Origin of the sequence: Fonticella tunisiensis, assembly GCF_004364155.1 — a bacterium.
Taxonomy (GTDB): domain Bacteria; phylum Bacillota; class Clostridia; order Clostridiales; family Caloramatoraceae; genus Fonticella; species Fonticella tunisiensis.
The window spans coordinates 1-13964 of the sequence record NZ_SOAZ01000042.1; the positions used below are offsets into that span (position 1 = coordinate 1).

Here is a 13964-nt window from a genome sequence, read left to right on the forward strand (position 1 = left end):
AGTTTATTTAATCTGCTGTTTTTAGAATCATTTTTTATTATTTTGAGGGTATTATATTGTGACTTTATCAGCATATTTTATTGTGCTGTGTAACAGTTAGTGAGCTTTTCAATATTATCCATAGAACCAAAGCCACTATCTGTTCTTAGAATCAAGTTTCCGTTACGAAGTTGCTCTTGATATTTTGACAAAACATCATGTAGTAATTCATCATAATGCTCTGTACAGTGGGTATTACCAGAGTCAAGTTTCATAGTGATAGTTTCTGAGGCTTCGCCTGTAAAAGCAGCGGCTAGCTGATAGCCTCTTTGATTTTTCTTCTTGGCAAAATAACCTTTATCAGCAAGTTCGTATGTTTTACCATTGGCTATTAAACCCGATTGGTCAATATCCACGACTACCGTATGTGTGGATAAGATGGAACTACTATTTTCAATAAATATTTTATGGTGAATATCCTTAAGCTGCTTAATACTATCGCTGTCCATACGAGTTAGAAGTCCATTAATTTGAGATTGGTCTGGAATTCTGTCCATGCCAAACATATTTGCTGCTAAAACCTCAGGTGCAAGCTTTTCATTAATATCTTTCATGTACTCGCATCCCATTGCTACAGACATAATTACAGTGATAAGTTTTTGATAGACAGAATACTCGACTTCTTTCATTTTCAACTTAAACTCTTTTAGAGGGTCAAAAAAGTTGATTTTAAGTCCAAACTGCATAACAGCAGCCAGCCATGTGGAAGTAGTTTCTTCTTTACAGTTAGTCTGAGAGAAGGTAACATTATTCATAGGATAATACCTGCCTTTCTTTGATTTTTTTGTAGTAAGAAAATTATACATGATGGCGTGGTATTATCCTTTAGTTATTTTTTGGAAATATACATATGGAAGATTATTGAAATTTAAACCATTTTGTTTGTACGAAATTTAGGTAATTAACCACTCCATATTTCAAAACCTCCTATCTTCACTTTTTACCGTGGTTGTGTCCACGAGATAGTTTGTAGCCTTTGTTCTTTTACGCCTGCAATTAACTACTGTAAAAAGGCGAAAATAAAAAAGCCTTATTGCAAAGACTTACTTTCATTCATTTGGTTCTATAAAGTTATTTTCATTTAGCTTATGGTCACCGCACCAATCATTTACAAATACTACAGGGTATCCATTCATTGTAGGAGCATGTCTTCTACACCTCCCCAAATGTGTAACCCCGTCCAGACTCTCTTTCGGGCAGAACCATATACAAGTTTTACATCTCATGCTCTCACTTCTATGCTTCCAATTATCACTCATTATTCTTACCTCACTTTCAGGCATAATAAAAGCACCTACTATTTTTATTTAGTAAGTGCCTTTACATTACCTTTTTTCCTTTTTTATAAGCCTCTTTAGCTTCCTGTAAGCTCATTTTATTAGGTCCTTTGGCAGTACCCTCCAATGGTCCGCTATTTTGCCAACCGCAATTATCACAAATATCAAATAAATCTACTTCTTCCCCACATACTGGACATTTCATAATTATTCCTCCTTATATTTTTCTACTTGTTCTACCCAATATTTATAACCATCTTTAGGTTTAAATAATGTGGATATCTTTCCATCTGCTCTACCTAACGCAAAATCATTTATTGCTTTATTGTACCTGAATACAAAGCCTAATTTACTTTTAAACCCCTCAATATCTCCTTTAACAGGTGACGCTAATAATTCTCTGGCTATATTTAAATACTCTTCTTTAGTAATATCTCCATACTCTTTTAAGTGCTTTTCTACATGCATGTTAAATTTCTTATCACTAGAAAAATCAGCACTTAACCATACCTTACCACTCTTTGTATCGCTATATAACTGCTCTAATTTTTTCCATTCATTAGCATTATTATACTTCAATTCCTGAAACATATCAAATGATTTAGGGACTTTATTACCAAGTATTTCTTTATATCTCTCAAACTGTTTCTTATCACTAGCCCTATTCTTAAATTTCTTTTCCTCTGCTTGAGCTTTAGGGTTATTGACCACATTCTCCTCATACCACTCTTTATAAGTTATGTTTGCAGGTATCGTTTTATTCTTGCCTGTCTCTGGGTCTCTTGCCCTTCTTTTAAGTTTACTTAAATCATCATCTTCAAAGACTTCTATTGTTGTACTTCTACAGTTTGGATGTAGTGGAGGTATATTCTCCCCTGGCACCGCCTTTTCAACAAGCACTATGTTCCCATCATTACTTCTGCATATATCCGAGGTCCTTGAATCCAACGTGGCTAAGAACATAAGCTTTTCAACCCCAGCCTCTTTGTATGCTGCAAGTTCTGCCATATTAGCTACATATGTTGTCTCCGTCCTTATTAGCCTTGTAGCAGCAAATTCACCAACTTGCATTGTGTCCGCAATTTCCATAGACATCTTTTGAATACTGGCACCTGACATAAAACCCTTTGTAAGAGTATGCTCAAGCTCCACTGCTAGTTTACCGGTGTTTCCCCATACTCTTCAACTTCAAGGTATTTCTCACTGTCCAGGATGAGCTTATCATCCTGAAGGATATAATATGTTACCCCTTCAAATGTATTTGTGCAACAATCATTAAAGAGTATCATTCCTTGATTTAGCGCCGTTGAAACGTTCCTTATTCCATCAAGCACATCATTCTTTGCTTTCTTAACCGCAAATTTACCATGTTTCTTTATAGTTGCTATGAAGGATGCAGCACTAGGGTCAACAATAACAGCTTTTATTTTTAAGTCTCCAACAAACTTCTCAAGGTCCTGGTAGAACTCCTCATCAGTTTTTTGCTTTGCCTGATCTCTTCCCGAATAGTAGTATTCCTTCACCTTGTACCATTCCCCCTGATACTTTCCCCACAATCCAAAGGTAGTAGGGTTTTGAGAACCATAGTCAGGACACATAATATTCGGTGTAAGGCCTGTCAATCGTCGGAACCTTGTGTATGTCCTCATTAAACATATCATAGATAATACCCTCGGCCATTACCCATAAACCTAAAATGTACCGCTTATAGAACACACCGGAATACATTTTCCTGTACCTTTATTACAGGAAAATGAGAAAAAGCAAAAATTAGAGAAAATTAAAGCCGGGGCATCATACATTGATAACGACTATGTTTTTACAACTAACCTTGGTAAAAACATAGATGCACGAAACTTATTAAGATCCTATGAAAGAGTGCTAAAAAAAGCTAATATCCCATATCGTAAGTTTCACAATTTGCGTCACACATATGCTACTAAACTATTTGAAGCTGGTGTTCCCTTAAAAACCGTTTCAGAATTATTAGGGCACAGCAACATATCAATAACCGCAAATATATATACTCATGTTATGCCAAAAGAAAAAATTACTGCTGCTGAAAAGCTAAACAGTTTATTTGCATAGTTGAATCTTATTTCCTGGTGTGGGAAAAGTGTGGGAAAACTATATATTTGAGAAAAATAAAAACCCCGCAAGCCTTGAACTTACAGGGTTTTGGTGTACCCGGAGGGATTCGAACCCCCGACCAACTGGTTCGTAGCCAGCTACTCTATCCACTGAGCTACGGGTACATATTCAACATGATTATAGTATCACATACTATCATAAAAATCAAATGTTTTTACTGGAAAATGCTAAACAAGATTATAAAAGCCGCACATAGTGCGGCTTTTATGGCGGAGAAGGCGGGATTCGAACCCGCGCTAGAGTTACCCCTACTAACGGTTTAGCAAACCGTCCTCTTCGGCCACTTGAGTACTTCTCCACATTTTATATGGCGGAGAGAGTGGGATTCGAACCCACGGTAGAGTTACCCCTACGCCGGTTTTCAAGACCGGTGCCTTAAACCAGCTCGACCATCTCTCCATATCGGACATTTACTATTATATCAACAAGTATATATACTGTCAACATAAAATGTCCGATATTTTATTTGTTTTATCTGGTAATTCTATCTATGCCACCCATATATGGCCTTAGAACTTCAGGTATTATCACGCTTCCATCCTCCTGCTGGAAGTTTTCAAGTATTGCAGCTACTGTTCTTCCAACGGCAAGGCCTGAGCCGTTTAACGTATGAACATACCTTGGTTTTTCCTTTGCATCGGGCCTGAACTTTATATTAGCCCTTCTGGCCTGAAAATCTTCAAAATTTGAGCAGCTTGAAATTTCAACATATCTTCCGTAGCTTGGCATCCACACCTCTATATCATATGTCTTAGCTGAGCTAAAGCCAAGATCCCCTGTGCAAAGCTCTACAACCCTGTATGGAAGTCCGATAAGCTGAAGCACTTCCTCCGCATCCTTTGTAAGCTTTTCAAGCTCCTCATAGGAGCTATCCGGATGGACAAACTTAACAAGCTCCACCTTGTTAAACTGATGCTGCCTTATAAGTCCCCTTGTATCCCTCCCTGCAGATCCTGCCTCTGAGCGGAAGCATGCTGAATATGCAGTAAATTTTATGGGAAGTAAGCTTCCATCTATTACCTCATCCCTGTATATATTCGTTACAGGAACTTCAGCCGTTGGAACAAGGAAATAATCTGTATCTGTAACTTTAAAGGCATCCTCCTCAAACTTTGGAAGTTGTCCTGTTCCTGTCATACTTTTTCTGTTTACCATATATGGCGGTAAAATCTCAGTATAGCCATGTTTATCTATGTGAAGATCCAGCATAAAGTTTATACATGCCCTTTCAAGCCTTGCGCCAAGACCTTTATAAAATGTAAACCTTGTACCTGTAACCTTTCCGGCTGTTTCAAAGTCGAGTATATCAAGCTCTGTACCAATATCCCAGTGTGCCTTTATGTCAAATCCGAAGTTTCCTGGCTCTCCCCATCTTCTAACTTCTCTGTTATCCGCATCGCTTTCACCCTTTACTATATTGGGGTTTGGAATGTTTGGAATTCTGAGGATTGTGTCCTTAATTTCCTCATCTATCTTTGAAAGCTCCTCGTCCATCCCCTTAATTTTATCGCCTAGTTCCCTCATCTCGGCCATTATAGGCTCTACATCCTGTCCTGCCTTCTTAAGCTTTGGTATTTCCCTTGAAGTCGTGTTTCTTTTATTTTTAAGCTCCTCAACCTCTCGAAGTATTTCTCTTCTCCTCTCATCAAGTTCAATAACTCTGTCTATGACGCTTACGTCAAAATTCTTGTCTCTGCTTTTCATAGATTCCTTAACCATCTCAGGATTGGTTCTTATAAGCTTAATATCAAGCATTCTATACATCCTCCTTCACATCATTTATTCAAATCAAAAAGCCCTTCATCCCAAAACAAGGGACGAAAGGCTATGGTTCCGCGTTGCCACCCTAATTGGCCACAAGGCCCTCTCTCTGCAGTGTAACGGCTGCATCCGTTTTACTCATCGCAAACCCTCAGGGATGGATTCAATAGAATAAAGCACTAACTCTCACCAACCGTTAGCTCTCTGAAGCCCTATAACTATTTACTATTTCCCATCATCAGTTTAATTTTATTAATATTATACCACTATTTTTTTAAAATACAACAATGAAGTTAAATGAATTATGGATATATTCCCTCCCCCTAAAAATTTTTATTACATGTATAAACTAAATAAACCATGTCAACAATTATAAAAGGAGGGGATGGAAATGAGCGAAGTAGATATTTTATATCAAATTGCAAACCTTAAGGAAATAGATTATAAAAATACTCTCATTATTACAAGCCTCGTGGAGCTTCTTATTGAAAAAGGATTGATATCAAAAAAGGAGCTTATTAAAAAGGCAGAAAGCCTTGATAACTATGCTATATCACAAAATAACGGCATTATGTAATTAGTTTGTAAAGCTGCCTAACCTGCCTTACTAACAAAGCTGGAGAAGTTTTTCTCCAGCTTTGTTTTATCTGTTTGAAGCATCCTTAAGTTTTCTAAGAACGTCTTCAAGCTCCTTTAAGTAATTTCCATATGCAGCCCAATCTCCTGCCCTTTGAGCTTCCTGTGCCTTTGTAAAAAGCTCCGATGCCCTGTTTGCGAGGTCCCTTATACTGCCATCAACCTGAGTCTCTTCAGGTGGAGTTTGTGCAGAAGGCTCTTCTACAATTTTAGTATTGAAAAGCTTCACAAAGGCATTTTCTATGCTGTCAGCCATTACGACCTTCTCTCCAAAACCTACTATAACCCTCTTAAGCTCAGGAAGGCTGCTTCCACTTTGAGCCCTGAGGTATAATGGCCTTACATATATAAGGGAGTTATTTATAGGTATTATATTGGTTTCTCCTATAATAACCTGTGATCCCTGCTGGTTCCATAGGGAAAGCTGGCTTGATATCTCAGTATCTGAATTGATTTTTGAATTAAATTGATTGGGCCCCAGCACAGACTTATCCTTTGGAAATCTGATGAGAACCATCTTACCCATATTCTCTTTATCCATTCTTGCTGCAAGCCATGCTTCCATATTTTCCTTCTTAGCAACGGTAAAGGGTATTGTAAGAAGAAACTCTTCATTTTCCTCCCCTGGAAGTCTCATAACCTGATAAACAGCCTCAACATTCCTGTCTTCTCCGTTTACCTCCTTATATTTGGCAATGCTCCAAAGATCCTCACTGTTATAAAATACAGATGGGTTTGTCATATGGTACTTCTCATATACCCTGGACTGTATAAGAAATACATCCTCTGAATACCTCAGGTGGTTCTTTAAATCCTCCGGCATTTTATCAAGGCTCTTAAAAAGGCCGCTGTATATTTTATTTATTGTTTTTGCAACAGCGTCGCTATCATCTGCCAGATAAAAATCAACAGTGCCATCATAGGCATCTACAATCACTTTAATTGAGTTTCTAATATAATTAATTCCATCATAGGGCTCTGAAAAGGGATATCTGCTTGACGTTGTATATCCATCTATTATCCAGTAAATCCTTCCATTTGATACCACAAGGTATGGATCCTCATCATAGTTTATAAATGGTGCTATTTTTTTTACCCTGTTAACTATATTTCTATTTAAAACTATTCTGCTATTAGACGTTATATCGTTTGACAGAAGGAAATTTAACGTACCCTTGTTTAATGTGAATAAAATTCTATTAAAGAAGTTTAAAGGGATTCCTGCCTTTCCATCATACCTTGTTGTGGCATTGTCATTGCCAGAGGGATAATCTATTTCATTGCTTCTAGCACCAACAACGATGTAATCATCATTCTGCTCTCCAAAGTATATCTGAGGTTTATCAACCTTTATAAACTCGCTCTGTGTTGGAATATCCTTCATTATAAACTGGGGCAACCCTGAAGACATAACGGTATTTGTATAGGACATTACAACTCCATAACCATGGGTGTAAAACAGGTGCCTGTTCTGCCATGTTTGAAACTTTGACTCACGGTTTGAATTGTCAAGCTCCCTTGGTGCAACAAAAACCTGCTTTAGTTCTCCTCCTATATTATACCTGTCGATATCAACGTCATTAAATCTATAGTAATTTCTAATGGCCTGAATCTGGTTATATACTTCAAGGGCCTGTGCAAATTCATTTATTCTTATGTTATCTATCGTACCTCTGTTTTCATCTATATCCTTCTGGGTTAAAACGTCATCAAGTTTAAAGTCAATTACTTTGATATTATCAAGTCCAAAGGCCTTCCTTGTAAAATCAATATTATATGTTAAATATGGCCTTTCCTTGTTCCACGCATTAGGAGCCACAATAAACTTTTCTACACCAAAGGATATTAACCTCTCAGAAACTATAAGAAGTACCATAAATGCAGCAGTTCCTATTATAATCTTAGCCTTTTTTCTAATAATAGAAAAAGCTATCACAAAGGCAGAGATGATGCAAAATACTGAAATAATCCTGTACATCGGAAGGCTCACCTTAATATCTGTATAACTTGCACCAAAGGCTACTCCTCTGGAAGAATATACGAGGTTTAACACTTTTATGTAAAATAAAGCTGAAAGTAAAATAAGTAGTATTGCACCAAATATTGCAATCTGCTTTGCAATGAACTTGCCTTCAGGGCTTTCATGCATCTTTATAAACCCTCCAGGGCTTCTTAACCCATCCTTTGCCCTTGATGCCCCATAGAATATTATGGCCCCAAGCACAAGTACAGCAACTATCGTAATAAGTACTCCAAGCATTCCCTCTATTAAAGGAAGCTTAAACATATAAAATCCTACATCTATATTAAAAATAGGATCCTTCACATTAAAGTCTGTAGCATTTAAAAACTCAAGTATTCTATACCAGAATGAACCTGTAAAAGCTGAAGCTATTATAAAAGAAAGCAAAATGGAGGTTATATTGATAGCCATGTTTTGCGTCGACAATGTCTTCCTGTCATATACAATATTGTTAAACCTTAAGAAACCCCTTCTTAAATACCTCAAATACAGGTTTATTGTTATAAAGAAAATAACAATAAGAGGCACAAATATTAAAACCTTAGCTTTTATGGAGGTTAAAAACACATTTACATACCCTACCTCTTTAAACCATTGAAAATCAACTATAAAGCTGGATAGAAGAAATAATAAAAAAAGCAGTCCAATTATTATCGCCGCAGCTTTACCTATACCTTTTTTCATATTAAACCTCCTGTGATATCAAATAACCCTTCTCTTCAAGCCTTGATATTATACTGTCCATAATTTCTTCACCATCAGCCTCTATTGTATGAAGGTGAACTCCCCCTGTAAGCTGTAACAGAGGCTTTGAGTTATTTTTATTGAGCTTTTCAATAAACTGTTCAAGATCATAAATAGATTTTAGCATCAGCTTTCCCGTTATTTCTCCGTAAATTTTATGCTCTATGGTAACGTCAATAACCTTTCCACCCAGAGATATTATTGTCTTAAGCTCGTCCTCTACCTCGTGTTCACTATGCTTAACCGCAACTACCCTCTTCACTCCACCTAATGCTCCTTGAAGAAGAATATATCCCTGGGGAGTAGCTATTATATCATTCCCCTCTGCCCTTAGGAGGGCTATATCCTGTACTATAACCTGCCTTGTTACATTTAATTTTGTCGAAAGCTCGGATCCCTTTATAGGATCCCTGGAGCCTTTGAGCAGATTAAGTATGCTTCTTCTTCTATCGTCCCCCTTCATAGCAATCCTCCTTCCTTATTTAACGTATATTAAGCTGAAATAATATTTGTTCACTTCAATTCCCAGGATTTTAATATATATTATACTATAATTTTCGAGTTTCCCATAATATTTTTACAAATTAAACCAAAGGGATGAAATGACACACTTTGGACGTCATTTCATCCCTTAATCCATGTCCTGTGACGTAAGCCAATCAACCATCCACACTTCCTCTATATTTACACAGTTGAAATATAGATCATCTCCAGGCTGCTTACTTCCGTCCCCACCTTCAATATAGAAATTTACCTTAACACTTGCCCTGTTGCTTCCCTTTTCTATTGTATAGCCTCCAACTACAAAATCCTGCTGAGTAAAGCCTAATCCCTTAACTTCTTCCATTTCCTTTACATAGTCGTGATAATATTTCCTGTCGGGATTGTTCTCATCATCTGACATAAGTAAATAGGCTTCGAGCCATTTACCCTGCTTTTCAAGTTCCATCTGCTTTTTCAAAACCTGCGATGGGTTTAAGTTTCTACCCCTTTTAAACAGGCTTCTATTTCTTTTGAAGGGTTCATTAAAAATCATATGCCCTGCAAGGGTTTCATATGCCTTTCCATTTACCTTGAATAAAACCTCTTTGATTCCAGGAATTTCCGTAAGGGAGTTGACGATTGAAAAAATGGTCATTGTTTCCCCCGTACTTCCTCCAGGATGATTTTTAATAAACTCCTTTGAAAAATTAAGTGTTACTCTGTCTCCCTTTCTATCAATGGATATTAACCTTGTCCCCTCCGGTATAGGACTTTCTATATCAGTTGCTGAAGGTCCGTTCAAAAGCTCTTTAATTACAGTATTTTCAAGGGATTTGTTGAATTTAACAAGCCGTGTTTCAGGTATTAAATATTCTGCATTGCTGTCGGGGAAATAAAGAATTATATTTACCATTTCCTCCTGTTCTCCAGTTATAGATGATATGCTATATCTATTTTCATCCCTTTTTTCATTTTTATAGCACCCTGGGAGCGTAAAAAAAAGGGTGATGAGAAGAATTCCTACAGCTATCCGCCTCATAATTTCACTCCTATCCTTCAAACTTATAAGGTAGAGTTATTATAAAAAGGCTTCCTTCTCCTACCTTACTTTTTACATGTATTTCCCCCTTATGCCTTTTTATTATTTCATTTGTTATTGAAAGCCCAAGCCCGCTTCCTCCGGTTTTTCTATCCCTGGTTTTGTCAACTCTATAAAACCTTTCAAATATCCTCGGTATATCCTCCTCAGGAATACCTATTCCCGTATCCTTTATATATATTTTTGCCTTGGAGCCCTTATGTGTCCATACGTCAACATAACTGTTGGGATTTGAATACTTAACTGAGTTTTCTACTATATTATATATCGCCCTAAAAATATTATCCCTGTTACCTTCTATAAGTATACTTTTTCCCTCATATCTTATAGTTACATTCCTTGTAGATGCAATGGGGTTTATTTTCTTTATTACATCTTTGCATAAATCATTTAAATCAAATACTTCAATCTTTAAACCATAGCTTCCATCAAGCTTTGTAAGTTCAAGAAGATTTCCAACTATGTTTGAAAGCCTGTCTATTTCTTTATCTATATTATCAAGAAACTCCATTGATATATTCTTATCGTTAATTCCTCCCGCAAGAAGCGATTGCACCAATACCTTAATACTTGCAAGGGGAGATTTAAGCTCATGTGAAGCATCTGCAACGAACTGTCTTCTTTCCCTATCCATAAGGTTTATCTTTTCGTTCATATTGTTAAAGGCAATTGACAACCTTGCAATTTCATCATTTCCTTTAACCTCTACCCTCTGATCAAGATTTCCTTCCGCCATGGATTCAATTGCATTTATAACGTTTTTGATTGGCTCTATTATTATACCGGTCATGATATAGCTAAATACCATAACAATAATGAGAAGAAGAAAAGATATTATACCCAGGGTTTTATGAACCGAAAAGATAGTCTTATAAATTTCCTCAAGGGAATAGGACATCAAAACGGATCCTATAACCCTTCCCCCTAATTTAATGGGATTGGAAACGTAAAGTATATTATTATGACTTCCCCAGGAGGTGTTTCCCTTTAATGCATCCTGTACTTCGTATAAATTATCTATTCTGGTATTATTTAGCTTATCCTCTGAATCGATAACTATTTTTCCATTACTGTCTGTAATAAAAATCCTCGCCTTAGCCTGACTGCTTATTGAAGAGGCAACATTCTTTATAAAATAACTATTGTAATCCCCTCCAAATCCCCCTTCAACAGCTTTATCAGCCATTGTACTTGCATATAATGAGAGTTCATCCTTTTTTGAACTAATATAACTGTTTTGAAGGGTTAAATAAACTAAAAAGTTAATAAGGAGCAGGGAAAAGGTTATAATTATCAGATATGAAGTCATTATCCTGCTCCTTATAGATTTTTTAAATATTTTATCCTTTATAATAGTAACCAACTCCCCACTTAGTTAGTACATATTGAGGATTGCCGGGGTCCTTTTCTATCTTTTCTCTTAATCTTCTAATGTGGACATCTACTGTTCTTGAATCTCCATAATAGTCATATCCCCATATTATCTCAAGCAGGGTCTCTCTGCTGTAAATCTTCCCTGGATTTGTAACGAGAAGGAATAATATATCAAACTCCTTTGATGTTAAATCAACAGGCCTTCCATCGACGTTTACCTTTCTTGAAGGAACGTCTATCATTATATCCCCGCTCCTTATAATCTCGCTCTTATTGGCAACGAGATCATATGTTCTTCTCAGAAGTGCTTTAATGCGTGCTTTAAGTTCAAGTATGTTAAAGGGTTTAGTTAAATAATCATCTGCTCCATATTCAAAACCTTTGACCTTATCCTCGTCTTCCCCCTTTGCAGTCAACATTATAACGGGTATAGAAGATCTTTCCCTTATCTTCTTTAGAAGTGTAAATCCATCTATCTTTGGAAGCATAACATCAAGGATTATTAAATTATATATATTGCTGTCCATTTTTCTAAGGGCATCTTCTCCATCATAAGATGCATCAACACTATATCCATCGAGTTCAAGATTATATTTTACTCCCTTAACCAGGTTTTCTTCATCATCTATAATCAAAATTCTATAATCCATTGATAACCCTCCTAATAATCTCTATTCATAACAATATTATACTTAATAAATCAAAAATTCAATATTATCCATCAAAATATTACTTATTTTTCAATCTTTTACATATTATTAAGAACTTTAAATAAATTTTTAACAGCTCATATCTGCTTTTTGGAGAATTACTAGTTTTTCGTCTTCTTTTATATGATAATTATGATGGTTTTTAATGAGATATTTTATATATTCATTGTGCTTATTCAAATATTTAAGAGCCATTTCAGGATGATTATAATAGGCATATACCATATCAAGAAACGTAAGTCTTTTTATAAATTTGGGAAATAACTTATCCATTATTACCATAATGGATTTTGTGACTATATTTAAACCGGTGTTTATCTTACCTATATCATGGAGTAAGGCTGCTTTAATTACTATAATATCATATAAACCCCTTTCTTTACTCTCCCTTATTACCTCCCTTGCTACCCTTATGCTGTGGGCCTGTTCATATGTAGGAAGTGAATAAAACATCTTTTTCTCATGCTCATCTAAATATATGTCAATCAACATTTTGTCATCTTCATTTACCCTTGCAGTTATCCCCCAGATAAATTGTTTTATCCTGTAAATCATATTATGGTTTCCCCCAACATTTAAACATACACATTAAATATATTTTAATTGTAATATAAAACTATATTTTTTTAAATATTAATTAATTTAACGCATTGTGCTAGTTCAGCAGAGACTGAGGGAAGATAAAAAATATATGAAATTCACATTTTTTAAATCCCGAGCCTTAGAACTTCTTTGCTAAGCGCAAAAGTGAATGAAATATATTTTTTATCGCAGCGCCATCTGTAAATTTATCTAGCACAACAAGTTAATTTCCATAAATATAACAAAGAAGGTAAGGAAAAATTCCTTACCTTCTTTATGGAGCCGGCTATAGGACTTGAACCTACAACCTACTGATTACAAGTCAGTTGCTCTGCCATTGAGCTAAGCCGGCATTTTGGCGACCTAGAAGGGGCTCGAACCCTCGACCTCCGGCGTGACAGGCCGGCACTCTAACCAACTGAGCTACTAGGCCGTATAAGAGCTATTAAAGATTGGATGTCGGAAGTCAGACTCCTTAGTATTCCTTAAGGGTCTTTTCCATTCTATCTGACAAGGTTTAAGTTCAGAAATCTCGGATTTAAGTCTCTGATCTCTCACCTCTGACTTCTGTCCTCTGTATTGGTGGAGATGAGGAGATTCGAACTCCTGACCCCCTGCTTGCAAGGCAGGTGCTCTCCCAACTGAGCTACACCCCCATATATGAGATGTCAGAAGTCAGACACCCTGGGATTCCTTGGGGTCTTTACTATCCTATCTGACAAGATTTTGGTTCAGAAGTCCAAGGCTAAGATCTCCGACCTCTCACCTCTGACTTCTGTACTCTTTTTTGGTGGGCCTTCAGGGACTCGAACCCCGGACCAACCGGTTATGAGCCGGTTGCTCTAACCAACTGAGCTAAAGGCCCAAATTATCCAGCAGTTTCCTACTCTTACATGGCATCTCCGCCATAATACCATCGGCCCTGCAGGGCTTAACCGACCTGGCTCGGATGGGAGCGGGTTACTTACCCTGTACTCCCTATCGCCAGGCGTTATTCATCCGGCAGCTACCTACTCTCCCGAGCCGTCTCCAGCTCAGTACCATCGGCGTTACAGGGCTTAACCTTCGTGTTCGGAATGGGAACG

At 36.8% G+C, this 13964-nt stretch carries 13 protein-coding genes, 7 tRNA genes, 1 rRNA gene, 1 pseudogene and 1 other annotated feature; of the genes and pseudogenes, 2 read left to right on the forward strand and 20 right to left on the reverse strand.

Annotation, left to right across the window (positions count from 1 at the left end; all coding sequences use genetic code 11):
* Positions 1 to 77 precede the first annotated feature (77 nt).
* The 5 genes from EDD71_RS14425 to EDD71_RS14445 all read right to left on the reverse strand — a co-directional run bounded on the left by EDD71_RS14425 (position 78) and on the right by EDD71_RS14445 (position 2977).
* Positions 78 to 794, reverse strand: coding sequence for a transposase (locus tag EDD71_RS14425; protein ID WP_133629435.1), 717 nt, complete (start codon positions 792 to 794; stop codon positions 78 to 80).
* Positions 795 to 1088: 294 nt separating this feature from the next.
* The gene (locus EDD71_RS14430; RefSeq protein WP_133627066.1) at positions 1089 to 1298 is read right to left on the reverse strand and encodes a hypothetical protein; all 210 of its coding nucleotides are present in this window, start codon (positions 1296 to 1298) and stop codon (positions 1089 to 1091) included.
* A 61-nt stretch (positions 1299 to 1359) separates the two neighbouring features.
* On the reverse strand, positions 1360 to 1521 hold the full coding sequence (locus tag EDD71_RS14435; protein WP_133629436.1) for a CPCC family cysteine-rich protein: 162 nt from the start codon (positions 1519 to 1521) through the stop codon (positions 1360 to 1362).
* A 2-nt stretch (positions 1522 to 1523) separates the two neighbouring features.
* The gene (locus EDD71_RS14440; RefSeq protein WP_133629437.1) at positions 1524 to 2468 is read right to left on the reverse strand and encodes a minor capsid protein; all 945 of its coding nucleotides are present in this window, start codon (positions 2466 to 2468) and stop codon (positions 1524 to 1526) included.
* 2 nt (positions 2469 to 2470) lie between these two features.
* Entirely contained in the window at positions 2471 to 2977 is a 507-nt protein-coding gene (locus tag EDD71_RS14445; RefSeq protein WP_341472350.1) for a hypothetical protein, read from the reverse strand.
* Positions 2978 to 3077: 100 nt separating this feature from the next.
* On the opposite strand from EDD71_RS14445, the pseudogene EDD71_RS14450 reads away from it, so the two are divergent.
* Positions 3078 to 3404, forward strand: a pseudogene (locus EDD71_RS14450) (tyrosine-type recombinase/integrase); the annotation flags it as partial.
* 91 nt (positions 3405 to 3495) lie between these two features.
* On the opposite strand, the gene EDD71_RS14455 reads toward EDD71_RS14450, so the two are convergent.
* The 4 genes from EDD71_RS14455 to serS form a co-directional block, all read right to left on the reverse strand.
* A tRNA-Arg gene (locus tag EDD71_RS14455) sits at positions 3496 to 3571 on the reverse strand.
* Between the two features lie 103 nt (positions 3572 to 3674).
* Positions 3675 to 3765: transfer RNA gene (locus EDD71_RS14460), tRNA-Ser, on the reverse strand.
* A gap of 10 nt (positions 3766 to 3775) precedes the next feature.
* Positions 3776 to 3866: transfer RNA gene (locus EDD71_RS14465), tRNA-Ser, on the reverse strand.
* 72 nt (positions 3867 to 3938) lie between these two features.
* Entirely contained in the window at positions 3939 to 5222 is a 1284-nt protein-coding gene (gene serS, locus EDD71_RS14470) for a serine--tRNA ligase (RefSeq protein ID WP_133629438.1), read from the reverse strand.
* Between the two features lie 55 nt (positions 5223 to 5277).
* Positions 5278 to 5476 (reverse strand) — a binding site (T-box leader).
* Between the two features lie 143 nt (positions 5477 to 5619).
* Here serS and EDD71_RS14475 point away from each other — a divergent pair.
* Positions 5620 to 5805, forward strand: a complete 186-nt coding sequence (locus tag EDD71_RS14475) for a hypothetical protein (RefSeq protein ID WP_133629439.1) — start codon at positions 5620 to 5622, stop codon at positions 5803 to 5805.
* Positions 5806 to 5871: 66 nt separating this feature from the next.
* Here the strand turns inward: EDD71_RS14475 and EDD71_RS14480 are convergent, their stop codons facing one another.
* The 11 genes from EDD71_RS14480 to rrf form a co-directional block, all read right to left on the reverse strand.
* On the reverse strand, positions 5872 to 8571 hold the full coding sequence (locus EDD71_RS14480; protein ID WP_133629440.1) for a UPF0182 family membrane protein: 2700 nt from the start codon (positions 8569 to 8571) through the stop codon (positions 5872 to 5874).
* 1 nt (position 8572) lies between these two features.
* Positions 8573 to 9094, reverse strand: coding sequence for a transcription repressor NadR (locus EDD71_RS14485; RefSeq protein WP_133629441.1), 522 nt, complete (start codon positions 9092 to 9094; stop codon positions 8573 to 8575).
* 168 nt (positions 9095 to 9262) lie between these two features.
* On the reverse strand, positions 9263 to 10153 hold the full coding sequence (locus EDD71_RS14490; RefSeq protein WP_133629442.1) for a GerMN domain-containing protein: 891 nt from the start codon (positions 10151 to 10153) through the stop codon (positions 9263 to 9265).
* A 10-nt stretch (positions 10154 to 10163) separates the two neighbouring features.
* Positions 10164 to 11399 carry an ATP-binding protein gene (locus EDD71_RS14495; protein ID WP_166636504.1) on the reverse strand — a complete coding sequence of 412 codons (1236 nt, stop codon included), beginning with the start codon at positions 11397 to 11399 and terminating at the stop codon, positions 10164 to 10166.
* 154 nt (positions 11400 to 11553) lie between these two features.
* Entirely contained in the window at positions 11554 to 12237 is a 684-nt protein-coding gene (locus EDD71_RS14500; protein ID WP_133629444.1) for a response regulator transcription factor, read from the reverse strand.
* Positions 12238 to 12366: 129 nt separating this feature from the next.
* A complete protein-coding gene (locus EDD71_RS14505; protein WP_133629445.1) occupies positions 12367 to 12852 on the reverse strand; it encodes an HD domain-containing protein in 486 nt (161 codons plus the stop codon).
* A gap of 304 nt (positions 12853 to 13156) precedes the next feature.
* A tRNA-Thr gene (locus EDD71_RS14510) sits at positions 13157 to 13231 on the reverse strand.
* Between the two features lie 4 nt (positions 13232 to 13235).
* Positions 13236 to 13312 (reverse strand) — tRNA-Asp (locus EDD71_RS14515).
* A 147-nt stretch (positions 13313 to 13459) separates the two neighbouring features.
* A tRNA-Ala gene (locus EDD71_RS14520) sits at positions 13460 to 13535 on the reverse strand.
* A 132-nt stretch (positions 13536 to 13667) separates the two neighbouring features.
* Positions 13668 to 13744: transfer RNA gene (locus EDD71_RS14525), tRNA-Ile, on the reverse strand.
* A 132-nt stretch (positions 13745 to 13876) separates the two neighbouring features.
* Positions 13877 to 13964: ribosomal RNA gene (gene rrf, locus EDD71_RS14530) — 5S ribosomal RNA — on the reverse strand; the annotation flags it as partial.